The sequence below is a fragment of the Streptomyces sp. NPDC048248 genome, assembly GCF_043201875.1.
GTDB lineage: Bacteria > Actinomycetota > Actinomycetes > Streptomycetales > Streptomycetaceae > Streptomyces.
Genome location: NZ_JBICZL010000003.1, coordinates 228,373 through 241,287 on the forward strand (window position 1 = coordinate 228,373; position 12,915 = coordinate 241,287).

Here is a 12,915-nt window from a genome sequence, read left to right on the forward strand (position 1 = left end):
ACCGTGGATTTCCGGTGCTCAAGCGTGCAGAAGCAGTCTCATTGAGCGGTGGAATGATCACCCTGCGACGGATGGCCGTTACGGGGGGTTGACGTGGTGCCGGCGGGTGGACTCCGGCGTGTCGACCCGCCACCCGTGTGAGGCAGACCGGCTCACCGGTCCCGCCAGTCGTCCTCCATCGCCGGGCCGATGTGGTCCAGGTAGGACTTCGTCAGCTCACGGATCGACGCCACGCTGCAATCCTGCCCCTCGCCCCACACCTTGCCGGCCACCCGCATCACCCCGCTGAACGCGGCGACCAGGACCCGCGGGCGCGGATCGACGTCCACATCAAGACCCTCGCGCCCGGCGATCAGCCGGGCGATCTGCTCCTCCAGCTCGGAGGAGCGCCGCAGATGGGCGGCGACCAGTGCGGGCGTCGATTCGATCATCCGGTAGGAGCGCATGTGCAGCTCCACGGGGACCACCGACTCGATCGCGCTGCCGATGTCGTCCCAGGCCACCATCACCGCGCTGCGCAGTGCGGTGAGCGGGGCCTCGCCCTGCGGGCGGATCCGCAGCTCCTGGAGGAAGCGGGCCTCCACCATCTCCTGGACGGCGAAGACGACCTCTTCCTTGTTGGCGAAATACCGGAAGTAGGTGCGCTGGGAGACGTCCACCGCCTCCGCGATCTCGTCGATCGTCGTCGCGTCGTAGCCCTGCTCCGTGAACAGCTCCAGCGCTGCGCGGATCAGCGCGTCGCGGGTGCGCTGCTTCTTTCGTTCGCGCAGCCCGCCCTGGGGTGCCGCCTGCGGCGTCGGGGTCGCCATCCTGCGCCGCCTTTCGGAGGTGTTATCGCTGCTCAGGATACCTGTGAGCTAAATGACAGTTACCGACTCATGAAACGCTTTGTCAACTGTCAGTGGCTGACATTAGCCTCGGGGCATGAGCTCTCAGACCCCGGTTGCCGCTGCCGCGCCGGAACTTCCCGTACCGGAGCCCCGCAAGGGGCTGCGTGGCCATCCGTGGCTGACCCTCTTCTCCGTCGCCATCGGCGTCATGATGGTCGCCCTGGACGGCACCATCGTCGCCATCGCCAATCCGGCCATCAAGCAGGACCTGGGCGCCTCGCTCGCCGATGTGCAGTGGATAACCAACGGCTACATGCTCGCCCTGGCCGTCTCGCTGATCACGGCGGGCAAGCTCGGTGACCGCTTCGGCCACCGCCAGACCTTCCTCATCGGCATCCTCGGCTTCGCCCTCGCCTCCGGCGCCATCGGCTTCTCCGAAGAGGTCGCGCTGGTGATCACCTTCCGGGTGCTGCAGGGACTCTTCGGCGCACTGCTGATGCCCGCCGCGCTCGGCCTGCTGCGCGCGACCTTCCCGGCCGAGAAGCTCAACATGGCGATCGGCATCTGGGGCATGGTCATCGGCGCCTCCACCGCCGGCGGCCCGATCGTCGGCGGTCTGCTGGTCGAACACGTCAGCTGGCAGTCGGTCTTCTTCATCAACGTCCCCGTCGGCGTCCTCGCCCTGGTCCTCGGCGCGGTGATCCTCAAGGACCACCGCGCGCAGAACGCCCCCCGCTCCTTCGACATCCCGGGCATCGTGCTGCTCTCCGGCGCGATGTTCTGCCTCATCTGGCCGCTGATCAAGGCCACCGCGTGGGGCTGGGGCGACCTCAAGACCTGGGGCTTCCTGGTCGGCGCGATCGTCCTGTTCGCGCTGTTCGCGGTCCTGGAGACCAAGGTCCGCGAGCCGCTCATCCCGCTGCGGATGTTCCGTTCCCTGCCGCTCACCGCCGGCACGGTACTGATGGTCCTGATGGCCTTCGCCTTCATGGGCGGCCTCTTCTTCGTGACGTTCTACCTCCAGAACGTGCACGGCATGAGCCCCGTCGACAGCGGACTGCACCTCCTCCCGCTCACCGGCATGATGATCGTCGGCTCGCCGCTCGCCGGTGCCGCGATCACCAAGTTCGGCCCGCGGGTGCCGCTGGTGGGCGGCATGCTGCTGACCGCCATCGCGATGTACGGCATGTCGGGTCTGGACACGCAGAGCAGCACCGGCCCGATGTCCCTGTGGTTCGCCCTGCTGGGCCTGGGCCTCGCGCCCGTCATGGTCGGCGCCACCGAGGTCATCGTCGGCAACGCCCCGCTGGAGCTCTCGGGTGTGGCCGGCGGACTGCAGCAGGCCGCGATGCAGGTCGGCGGCAGCCTCGGCACGGCCGTCCTGGGCGCGGTGATGGCCTCCCGCGTCGACGACCAGCTCCCCGGCAACTGGCAGTCGGCGGGCCTCCCGCCGGTCCCGCCCGCGCAGATGTCCCAGGCGGCCGACGCCGTCTCGGCGGGCATCGCGCCGGTGCCGAAGGGCGCCCCGCCGGAGCTGGCCCAGAAGATCACCTCCGTCGCCCACGACACCTTCGTGTCGGGCATGGGGCTGGCCTTCACCGTCGCCTGCGGCGTGGCGCTCGTCGCGGCCCTGGTCGCGACCCTCACCAAGCGCGGCGCGAACGCCGAGGCGGGCGCCGGAGCCGCGCACATCTGACCCGCTGCGCCCGGCAGCCGCCCGGAGCGGCACCAGCCAGGAGCACCAGGCGACACCCGGCGCGCGGTCGGCCGAGTCACCCTCGGCCGGTCGCGCGCCTGCGCATTGCGCCGTAAGCACCTGCCGTACGCGCGGAGGCAGGGCAGCGCCCCCGTTCGATGCGTCAACCCGACGTCGCGAGCCGCTATCACCGCCCATGCGCCACAGGCCTGGCGGCAGTTGACCTCTGCTCTCCCCCGGAATCCCTCATCCGGATGACCCGTTCCGGGAACCGGACGCGCCGGCGTTCCCGCGCCTCGCCGGGCCCCGCGGGCGAAACGCCCTCCCGGCACCGGAGGAACGGTTTTTGCGGACCCGGCGGCTCTCATGACGCGCGTCAACCCCGCGCCGCACCGCGCCGGGATCGAGCGCCCCGACCGTCCCCATCCCTGATCCGGGTGGGCTCTCCGCCACGGCCTTGGCAGCCGCACCGCGCACCGTCGAAGCTCGGCGGACGGCGGACGACCGGTCCGCCGCACGACAACGTCGTCACACTCCACGGGGGAGATTTCCTGTGCGCATGCGTACGTTCCACACCACCGCGCTCGTCACCGGCCTCGCCGCGCTGGCCGCCGCGCTCACCGCTCCGTTCGCCCTCGGTGCGCCCGCCGCCCCGGGCAGCCGCACCGCCGCCTCCGGCGACTGCGCCGTCGGGCGGCTGTGCCTCTGGCCGGAGGAGGACTTCGGCGGCAAGCGGCAGACCCATGAACTCTCCGATACCGACATCGAGAGCTGCGTCCCGCTGCCCAAGGGGACGGGCGCCGCCTCGCTCGCCAACCGCACCGGCCGGCCGGTCACCACCTACCAGAGCGCGGAGTGCGCCGAGACCGGCGAATTCGACACCTACCCGGGCGGCGGCAGCTGGGTGCCCCGGTCCCCGTACGAGGTGCGGGCTTTCAAGGTCTGGGAGCGCTGAGCGGACTTCTCGGGCAATCGCACACCACCGCGCCCCCCGGCCCGCGAAGAACGCGGGCCGGGGGGCGCGGATGGAGGCGATGCGGCAGCCGGATGGGGGCACCTCCCAGCGTTGGCCGGGGAGGGTGGGTCAGGCGTCGCCGCCCGCCTCGCCCGCCTCGGCGGCCGAGACATCCAGCAGCTGGTAGCGGTCGATGGCCTGCTTCAGCAGCGAACGGTCGATCTTGCCCTCCCGGGCGAGCTCGGTGAGCACGCCCAGCACGATCGACTGCGCGTCGATGTGGAAGAAGCGACGGGCCGCGCCACGGGTGTCGGCGAAGCCGAAGCCGTCGGCGCCCAGTGACTGGTACGTACCAGGGACCCAGCGGGCGATCTGGTCAGGGACGGCACGCATCCAGTCCGAGACCGCGACCTTCGGGCCCTCGGCGCCCTGGAGCTTGTGCGTCACATACGGGACACGCTGCTCCTCCTCCGGGTGCAGAAGGTTGTGCTCCTCGACCTCGACGGCGTCGCGCCGCAGCTCGTTCCAGGAGGTCGCCGACCAGACGTCCGCCTTGACGTTCCACTCGTCCGCGAGGATCTGCTGGGCCTCGATGGCCCACGGCACCGCGACACCCGAGGCGAGGATCTGCGCGGTGTGCTCGCCCTTCTCGGCGCGCGCCACGCGGTGCAGACCCTTGAGGATGCCCTCGACGTCCGCGTCGGCCGGCTCCGCCGGGTGCTGGATCGGCTCGTTGTAGACGGTCAGGTAGTAGAAGATGTCCTCGGCGTTCTCGCCGTACATCCTCCGCAGACCGTCCTTGACGATGTGCGCGATCTCGTAGCCGTAGGCCGGGTCGTAGGCGACACAGGCCGGGTTGGTCGAAGCCAGCAGCTGGGAGTGGCCGTCGGCGTGCTGCAGGCCCTCGCCCGTCAGCGTCGTACGGCCCGCGGTCGCGCCGAGCACGAAGCCGCGCGCGAGCTGGTCGGCCATCTGCCAGAACTGGTCACCGGTGCGCTGGAACCCGAACATCGAGTAGAAGACGTAGACCGGGATCAGCGGCTCGCCGTGCGTGGCGTACGCGGAGCCCGCCGCGATCAGCGAGGCCGTGCAGCCCGCCTCGGTGATGCCGTCGTGCAGCATCTGCCCGGTCGGCGACTCCTTGTAGGCCAGGAGCAGTTCACGGTCAACCGACTCGTACTGCTGGCCCAGCGGGTTGTAGATCTTCGCCGACGGGAAGAACGCGTCCATACCGAAGGTGCGGTACTCGTCGGGCGCGATCGGCACGAAGCGCTTGCCGATCTCCTTGTCCCGCATCAGGTCCTTCAGCACGCGGACGAACGCCATGGTCGTGGCGATCTTCTGCTGCCCCGAGCCCTTCTTGGCGGCCGCGTACATCTTGTCGTCCGGCAGCTGCAGGGGCTTGCTGCGCACCACACGGGTCGGTACGTAGCCGCCGAGCGAGTTGCGCTGGTCGTGCATGTACTGGATCTCTTCGGAGTCCCGGCCCGGGTGGTAGTAGGGCGGGACGCCGCTCTCCAGGTCCTTGTCCGCGATCGGCAGGTGCAGCCGGTCACGGAATGCCTTGAGGTCGTCGACCGTCAGCTTCTTCATCTGGTGGGTCGCGTTGCGGCCCTCGAAGTTCGGGCCGAGTGTCCAGCCCTTGACGGTCTGGGCGAGGATCACCGTCGGCTGGCCCTTGTGGGCCTTGGCCGCCGCGTACGCCGCGTAGATCTTCTTGTGGTCGTGACCGCCGCGGCCCAGGTGCAGGATCTGGTCGTCGGTCATGTTCGCGACCATGGCGCGCAGCCGCTGGTCGTCACCGAAGAAGTGCCGGCGGATGTAGTCGCCGGTCTCGGTGGCGTACGTCTGGAACTGACCGTCGGGCGTGCTGTTGAGCTTGTTGACGAGGATGCCGTCGCGGTCCTGGGCGAGCAGCGGGTCCCAGCTGCGGTCCCACACCAGCTTGATGACGTTCCAGCCGGCACCGCGGAACTGCGACTCCAGCTCCTGCATGATCTTGCCGTTGCCGCGGACGGGGCCGTCCAGCCGCTGGAGGTTGCAGTTGACGACGAAGGTCAGGTTGTCCAGGCCCTCGCGGGCGGCGATGGACAGCTGGCCGAGCGACTCGGGCTCGTCCATCTCGCCGTCACCGAGGTAGGCCCAGACGTGCGACTTGGAGGTGTCGGCGATGCCGCGCGCCTCCATGTAGCGGTTCATGCGGGCCTGGTAGATCGCGCCGAGGGGGCCGAGGCCCATCGAGACGGTCGGGAACTCCCAGAAGTCCGGCATCAGCCGCGGGTGCGGGTAGCTGGACAGACCGTTCGGAGCCTTCGACTTCTCCTGGCGGAAGGCGTCGAGCTGCGGCTCGGAGAGCCGGTCGAGAAGGAAAGCGCGGGCGTACACGCCGGGCGAGGCGTGGCCCTGGAAGAAGATCTGGTCGCCGCCGTCGCCCTCGTCCTTGCCCCGGAAGAAGTGGTTGAAGCCCACGTCGTACAGCGAGGCGGAGGAGGCGAACGTGGCGATGTGGCCGCCGACGCCGATGCCGGGGCGCTGGGCCCGGGAGACCATGACGGCGGCGTTCCACCGGGTCGCGTTCAGGACCTTGCGCTCGATCTCCTCGTTTCCGGGGAAGAACGGCTCGTCCTTGGTCGCGATGGTGTTGACGTAGTCCGTGCTGCGCATCTCGGGCACGGCCACGCGCTTCTCGCGGGCGCGCTCGATCAGGCGGAGCATGAGGTAGCGGGCACGTTCCCGGCCTCGCTCATCGACGGCTGCGTCGAGCGAGTCGAGCCATTCCTGGGTCTCTTCGGGATCGAAGTCCGGGACCTGGCTGGGAAGGCCGCCAATGATGATCGGGTTTCGATCGGATCCGGAAGCCACGCTGTTCCTTCGTGTTCGGGTCGTGTCGTGCTCTGCACCCGATTGATGCTGCGCACGCGGACGATTGCTGTCTCTACCTTGGTGTCGCGCCGTCTTCCATCGTGTACCGAGTCACTGGGATACGTCACCTCTACTGATGGGTAACCACCCTCTGAGAGATGGGCGCGGAAAAGGCCGATTTCTCAGGTCGGCCAAATCGCAACCATACGCCCATGTCGAAAGTGCTTCGCGTACGGCAGTGCGGCTCCCGAACGCCGGTCCGCTCGGCCCCCGGCACCCCCCGAAGGGCCCAGTCGCGCGTGAGTACCCCACAAACCCGGCAGAACGCTGTGGCGTGAATCACTTCAGGCTGTCCTGGTGGGGTCGTAGTTGCGGCGAGACGCGTCCAATCGTCACCGTTTCGGCGGTCTCGGCCGCCGGGTACTTGCGCGATCCGCCCGGCCCGTGTGGACTACGCCCAATGCTCCGCGCACGCGCGGGGTTCAAAAGCATTTTCCGAAACATGACAGGAGGCAATCCGTGAGCGCGACCGCGGACCACGCGGAGGAGCGGACCAACCCTGCCGCCAGGCTGGGGTTCGAGCCCGGACAGGTGGTCCAGGAGATCGGCTACGACGATGACGTCGAGCAGGAACTCCGAGAAGGCATTGAGGCCGTGATTGGCCAGGAAATCGTCGATGAGGACTACGACGACGTCGCCGACGTCGTCCTGCTGTGGTTCCGTGACGAAGACGGCGACCTCACGGACGCGCTGGTGGACGCCATCGGGCTGATCGAGGAAGGCGGCATGATCTGGCTGCTGACCCCGAAGACCGGCCGCGACGGCTACGTCGAGCCGAGCGACATCAATGAGGCCGCGCAGACCGCGGGTCTGTCCCAGACCAAGAGCATCAACGCGGGCAAGGACTGGACCGGCAGCCGCCTGGTCACGCCCAAGGGGGCGAAGTCCGGCAAGCGCTGATCCGTACGACCTCGACGTTCCACACCGAGCCCCCTCCGGCCTGTTCCGGAGGGGGCTCGGCCCCGTTCCGGAGGGGTTTTCCGGCCCGTCGGGCCCGGCGCGTAGGGTTGGGCGCGTCCTGTTGCGAGTGAGCGGAAGGAAGCACCCCATGGCGATCGAGGTCGGCACGAAGGCTCCGGATTTCGAGCTGAAGAACCAGCACGGCGAGCTGGTCAAGCTCTCCGACTTCCGCGGCGACAAGGCCGTCGTCCTCCTCTTCTACCCCTTCGCCTTCACCGGTGTGTGCACCGGTGAGCTGTGCGCGCTCCGTGACGAGCTGCCGCGGTTCGCCAACGACGACGTCCAGCTGCTCGCCGTCTCCAACGACTCCCCCTTCTCGCTGCGTGTCTTCGCCGAGCAGGAGGGCCTGGAGTACCCGCTGCTGTCGGACTTCTGGCCGCACGGCGAGACCTCGCGTGCGTACGGCGTCTTCGACGAGGACAAGGGCTGCGCGGTGCGCGGCACCTTCATCATCGACAAGGAGGGCGTGGTGCGCTGGACGGTCGTCAACGGCCTGCCCGACGCCCGCGACCTGAAGGACTACATCACCGCGCTCGACGCCCTCTGATCCGGGCGGGCGGCGGCCGGGCAGGCCCCGGACCGGCATCCGTGTGCAACCGCGTGCGATATCTGCAATCGGTGGGAACCGGTCACTAGGATCAATTCGTTGATCTGATGCCATGCACGATGGGGGCGCAATCTTTATGTACCCCTCGAATCTATGGGAGGACTCGTGGGAGTCAGCCTCAGCAAGGGCGGCAACGTCTCGCTGACGAAGGAAGCCCCCAATCTGACCGCCGTCCTCGTCGGTCTGGGCTGGGACGCGCGTACGACCACCGGTACCGACTTCGACCTGGACGCCAGTGCCCTGCTGGCGAACGATCAGGGCAAGGTCGGCAGCGACCAGAACTTCGTCTTCTTCAACAACCTGAAGAGCCCGGACGGTTCGGTCGAGCACACGGGTGACAACACCACCGGTGAGGGCGAGGGCGACGACGAGGCCATCAAGGTGAACCTCGCCGGGGTGCCGGCCGATGTCCACAAGATCGTTTTCCCGGTGTCGATCTACGACGCCGAGAACCGCCAGCAGAGCTTCGGCCAGGTGCGCAACGCCTACATCCGCGTGGTCAACCAGGCCGACGGCAACGAGCTGGCGCGCTACGACCTCAGCGAGGACGCCTCGACCGAGACCGCCATGGTCTTCGGCGAGCTGTACCGCAACGGCGCGGAGTGGAAGTTCCGGGCCATCGGTCAGGGCTACGCCTCGGGCCTGCGCGGCATCGCGCAGGACTTCGGCGTCAACGTCTGATCGAGCACCACTGAAGCGTCCGGCGCCGTACGCCCCACGAGGGGAGTGCGGCGCCGTACGTGCTTGCAAGGGACGCGGGCCGTGCGTGGGCACGGCCCGCACCGACACCGGGGAGGAAGCGAAATCATGGGCGTCACGCTTGCCAAGGGGGGCAATGTCTCCCTGTCCAAGGCCGCTCCGAATCTCACGCAGATCATGGTCGGCCTCGGCTGGGACGCGCGCTCCACGACCGGAGCGCCTTTCGACCTCGACGCCAGCGCGCTGCTGTGCGGATCGGGTCGGGTGCTGGGGGACGAGTACTTCGTCTTCTACAACAACCTCAAGAGCCCCGAGGGCTCCGTCGAGCACACCGGTGACAACCTCACCGGCGAAGGCGAGGGCGACGACGAGTCGATCCTCGTGGACCTTCCTCAGGTTCCCGAGGCGGTCGACAAGATCGTCTTTCCGGTATCGATTCACGATGCCGAATTGCGTGGCCAGAGCTTTGGCCAGGTCAGCAACGCTTTCATCCGCGTGGTCAACCAGGCCGACGGCAGCGAACTCGCGCGCTACGACCTCAGCGAGGACGCCTCGAGCGAAACCGCGATGATCTTCGGTGAGCTCTACCGCTACAACGGCGAGTGGAAGTTCAGGGCGGTGGGCCAGGGGTACGCGTCGGGACTGCGAGGCATCGCTCTAGACTTCGGGGTCAACGTTTCGTAAAGACGCCGCGCGCTGCGCGCGGGGGACCCCAAACAGCGAAGGATTGGGTAGGCAGTGCTCCTGAAAACCTTTGGCTGGTCGTTCGCCGTCACGGTGCTCGGCCTGGCTCTGGCCGGCGTGCTCTGGGGGTGGCGGGGGCTCGCGATTGTCGGGATCCTCTCCATCCTGGAGATCTCGCTCTCGTTCGACAACGCCGTCATCAACGCCGGCATCCTGCGCAAGATGAACGCCTTCTGGCAGAAGATCTTCCTGACCATCGGCATCCTCATCGCGGTCTTCGGCATGCGACTGGTCTTCCCGGTCGTCATCGTCGCGATCACCGCGAAACTGGGGCCGATCGAGGCGGTCAATCTCGCCATCAACGACAAGGCGCACTACGAGGAGCTGGTCACCAGCGCCCACCCGGCCATCGCGGCCTTCGGCGGTATCTTCCTGCTGATGATCTTCCTCGACTTCATCTTCGAGGAACGCGACTACAAGTGGCTGGCGTGGCTGGAGAAGCCACTGGGCAAGCTGGGCAAGCTCGACACCCTGTCCGTCATCATCGCCCTGGTCGCCCTGCTGGTGACCGCCATGACGTTCGCCACCGACGTCCCGCACGGCGGTGGTGACAAGAGCGCCACGGTCCTGCTGTCCGGTGTCGCCGGCCTCATCACCTACCTCGTCGTCGGCGGGATCTCCGGGTTCTTCGAGGACAAACTGGAGGAGGAAGAGGAAGCCGAGGAGGCGGCAGCGGCCAAGAAGGGCGGGACCGGTGCTGCCGTCGGCCTGGCCGGCAAGGCCGCGTTCTTCATGTTCCTCTACCTCGAGGTCATCGACGCGTCCTTCTCCTTCGACGGTGTCATCGGCGCGTTCGCCATCACCAACGACATCTTCGAGATGGCGCTGGGTCTGGGCATCGGCGCGATGTACATCCGTTCGCTGACGGTCTACCTCGTCCGCCAGGGGACCCTGGACGACTACGTCTACCTGGAGCACGGCGCGCACTACGCGATCGGCGCGCTTGCCGTCATCCTCCTCGTCACGATCAAGTACGAGATCAACGAGGTCATCACCGGCCTGGTGGGCCTGGTGCTGATCGGAGCGTCCTTCTGGTCCTCGGTGGTGCGCAACAAGCGCGAGGGCAAACCGGGGGACACGCCGGGGGAGAAGACGGAAGTCACGTCCGGGGTGTGATTACGCGGCGCTGATTGAGGAACGCTCTCTGCGGGGCGGTCACCGGGGTGCAGACCTCGGGGCCGCCCCGCGGCAATCGGGGCCGAGCAATGGGGTGGGGCAAGGTGTCGTTCCTGGAGAACTGGTGGCGCGGTGGCGCGCCGAAGTACGACAACGGCGGAGCGTCGTATGTCGTCGAGCTGACGAAACGCAATCCGGTCATCTCCCTGACCAAACAGGGCGCGGCCAGCGGTCATCTGCGGGTCAATCTGCACTGGCAGATGCGGACTTCGGACCTCGGTGAGCGCAGCGGGGGACGCAAGGGTTTATGGCGGAATCCGGGCAAGTTGTTCAAGCCCGAGATCGTGCAGGCCCAGGGTCCGGCGGTGGTCAAGATCGACCTGGATCTGGCCTGTCTGTACGAACTCAAGGACGGCACCAAGGGTGTGGTGCAGCCGCTGGGCAACTTCCTCGGCGATCTCAACGCCTCGCCCTATGTGCAGCTCAGCGGCGACGACCGGTTCGGCTCGCCGTCCGGCGAGACGCTGTACATCAACATGGACCACCGCGACGAGATCAAGCGGCTGCTGATCTTCGTCTACATCTATGACGGGACGCCCGCGTTCGACCGTACGCATGCCGTGGTGACGCTCTACCCGAGCACCGGACCCCGGATGGAGATCAGGCTGGACGAGCGGGCTCCGCAGGCCCGTTCCTGCGCCATCTTCATGCTGGAGAACAACAAGGGCGAGCTGACCGTGCGGCGCGAGGTCAAGTACGTCTACGGCTTCCAGGCGGAGCTGGACCGGCTGTACGGCTGGGGGCTGCATTGGGGCCGGGGGTACAAATCGAAGGTCTGAGAGCGGGTGCTCAGAGGTGCTCCTCCGGGGCCGCCCCGGGGCGGCGCGCGACCGGCCCCGGCTGCTCCGGTGGAACGGTCCGGCCGGAGCGCCGCCCCGGGGGCTCGTGGCCGGCCCGGGACGGCTGTTGCACGGGTACCCCGGCTAGCGGCGTTGGAACTGCGGCCCCTGGGGCGGCAGGACGAACGACGGGTCCGGCACGAACGGCTGCGGCGCCGGCTGGCCATACGTCGCGCCGGGGTACGGCTGCTGCTGTGGCGGCGGGGGCTGCTCCGGGTAGCCGTACGCGGACGGCTGGGGCTGGTACTGCGGTTGCCCGGGCGGCGGCCCCGGGTAGCCGTATCCGGGCTGGGCGGGGGGCTGCGCCGGTGGCGGCGGGAAGTTCTGCGGGTAGCCGTAGCCGTCGGTGGGCTGCGGCGGAATGGTCTGTGGCGGGGCGGGCGGCGGGGCTGCGGAGACCGGCTCCGCACCCGGGTCGGCCATATGTTGGGTGACCCCGTCCGGATCCGGCGCAGGATAGGACTGCGCGTCCGCCGCGACGGGCGGGCTGACGGCCTCCTCGGGCCAGGCGCTCGGCGGCGGGGACGAGGGGCCCGCGGGGGCGCCCTGGGAGGGAATGCCGGCCGGGCCGTCGGATCCGCCCTGTGCCGGTCCGGCGGCAGCTCCGTCGGCGGCCGGCTGTTCGGCGCCGGCGGCGGGGTCCTGGCCGGGAGCCACCGCGACCGTCGCGTCCGGGTCCGCCGCTTCCGCCGGGGCCGTACGCCCGGAGGACGGGTCGCCCTCCACCGAGATCCCGAACTCGGTGGCCAGAGCGACCAGTCCGCTCTCGTATCCCTGGCCGAGGGCGCGGAACTTCCAGCTGTCCGCGCGCCGGTACAGCTCCCCGCAGATCAGTGCCGTCTCATCGCCCGTCTCGGGCACCACGTCGAACACCGCGAGCGGCTCCCCGTCAGTTGCTGCGGCGTCGTACAGCAGCACCCGGAGATCCGGCACCAGCGAGAACGCGCCACCTTCCGTCGAAGCGGTGAGGACCACCCGGTCCACTGCCGGGTCGAGGGTGGCCAGATCCGCCTCGATGGTCTCCGTCAGGCTGTCGGCGAGACGGGTCTTGGGCAGATGCCGGACCAGCCCGCTCGGATGCCGCGGCTGGTTGTAGAAGACGAAGTCCTCGTCGGAGCGCACGCTTCCCTCGGGCCCCACCAACAGGGCCGAGGCATCGACATCCGGGACGCCGGCGCCGGGTGTCCAGCGCAGGACGGCCCGTACGGCCGTGGCGTCGAGGGGTACGTTCGACCCTTTCAACATCGCGTGCGTCATGCCGTAATCCTGCCTTCCCTGAGGTCGCAGGGACAACGCGGGGGCCTGACCGGCGTGGCAGGGGGCGCGCGCACAGCTCCCCCGGCGCGTGGTGGCTGCCGGGGTCGTGGACATCTGGGCGACTTGGGCGGGTTACGAGATTTTCATGCACCGGGGAACTAATGACACCCCGGCACACGTACGATTACCGGCTGGATCCAGACAGCGAGACGCAGTGGGCGTGACCGGGT

General features: G+C 68.5%; 11 protein-coding genes. 8 read left to right on the forward strand and 3 right to left on the reverse strand.

Annotated features, from left to right (window positions below; genetic code table 11):
• Positions 1-152: 152 nt before the first annotated feature.
• The gene (locus tag ACGFZW_RS07060; RefSeq protein ID WP_393892009.1) at positions 153-809 is read right to left on the reverse strand and encodes a TetR/AcrR family transcriptional regulator; all 657 of its coding nucleotides are present in this window, start codon (positions 807-809) and stop codon (positions 153-155) included.
• 115 nt (positions 810-924) lie between these two features.
• Here ACGFZW_RS07060 and ACGFZW_RS07065 point away from each other — a divergent pair, with 115 nt between their 5' ends.
• Both ACGFZW_RS07065 and ACGFZW_RS07070 read left to right on the forward strand, forming a co-directional pair.
• Positions 925-2,526, forward strand: coding sequence for an MFS transporter (locus tag ACGFZW_RS07065; protein WP_393892010.1), 1,602 nt, complete (start codon positions 925-927; stop codon positions 2,524-2,526).
• A gap of 559 nt (positions 2,527-3,085) precedes the next feature.
• Entirely contained in the window at positions 3,086-3,481 is a 396-nt protein-coding gene (locus ACGFZW_RS07070; RefSeq protein WP_393892011.1) for a peptidase inhibitor family I36 protein, read from the forward strand.
• A gap of 129 nt (positions 3,482-3,610) precedes the next feature.
• On the opposite strand, the gene aceE is transcribed toward ACGFZW_RS07070, so the two are convergent.
• Positions 3,611-6,343, reverse strand: a complete 2,733-nt coding sequence (gene aceE, locus ACGFZW_RS07075) for a pyruvate dehydrogenase (acetyl-transferring), homodimeric type (protein WP_393892012.1) — start codon at positions 6,341-6,343, stop codon at positions 3,611-3,613.
• A 519-nt stretch (positions 6,344-6,862) separates the two neighbouring features.
• Between aceE and ACGFZW_RS07080 the strand changes: the two genes are divergently transcribed.
• The 6 genes from ACGFZW_RS07080 to ACGFZW_RS07105 all read left to right on the forward strand — a co-directional run bounded on the left by ACGFZW_RS07080 (position 6,863) and on the right by ACGFZW_RS07105 (position 11,368).
• Positions 6,863-7,303, forward strand: a complete 441-nt coding sequence (locus tag ACGFZW_RS07080; RefSeq protein ID WP_393892013.1) for a DUF3052 domain-containing protein — start codon at positions 6,863-6,865, stop codon at positions 7,301-7,303.
• Positions 7,304-7,451: 148 nt separating this feature from the next.
• Positions 7,452-7,910 (forward strand): peroxiredoxin, encoded by a 459-nt coding sequence (locus ACGFZW_RS07085; RefSeq protein WP_393892014.1) that lies wholly within the window; start codon positions 7,452-7,454, stop codon positions 7,908-7,910.
• Positions 7,911-8,075: 165 nt separating this feature from the next.
• Entirely contained in the window at positions 8,076-8,651 is a 576-nt protein-coding gene (locus tag ACGFZW_RS07090; RefSeq protein WP_393892015.1) for a TerD family protein, read from the forward strand.
• Between the two features lie 126 nt (positions 8,652-8,777).
• The gene (locus ACGFZW_RS07095) at positions 8,778-9,353 is read left to right on the forward strand and encodes a TerD family protein (protein ID WP_393892016.1); all 576 of its coding nucleotides are present in this window, start codon (positions 8,778-8,780) and stop codon (positions 9,351-9,353) included.
• A 54-nt stretch (positions 9,354-9,407) separates the two neighbouring features.
• Positions 9,408-10,529, forward strand: a complete 1,122-nt coding sequence (locus ACGFZW_RS07100; RefSeq protein ID WP_393892017.1) for a DUF475 domain-containing protein — start codon at positions 9,408-9,410, stop codon at positions 10,527-10,529.
• Positions 10,530-10,633: 104 nt separating this feature from the next.
• On the forward strand, positions 10,634-11,368 hold the full coding sequence (locus tag ACGFZW_RS07105) for a Tellurium resistance (RefSeq protein WP_393892018.1): 735 nt from the start codon (positions 10,634-10,636) through the stop codon (positions 11,366-11,368).
• A gap of 144 nt (positions 11,369-11,512) precedes the next feature.
• Here the strand turns inward: ACGFZW_RS07105 and ACGFZW_RS07110 are convergent, their stop codons facing one another.
• Positions 11,513-12,685, reverse strand: coding sequence for a TerD family protein (locus tag ACGFZW_RS07110; protein WP_393892019.1), 1,173 nt, complete (start codon positions 12,683-12,685; stop codon positions 11,513-11,515).
• Between the last annotated feature and the right edge of the window lie 230 nt (positions 12,686-12,915).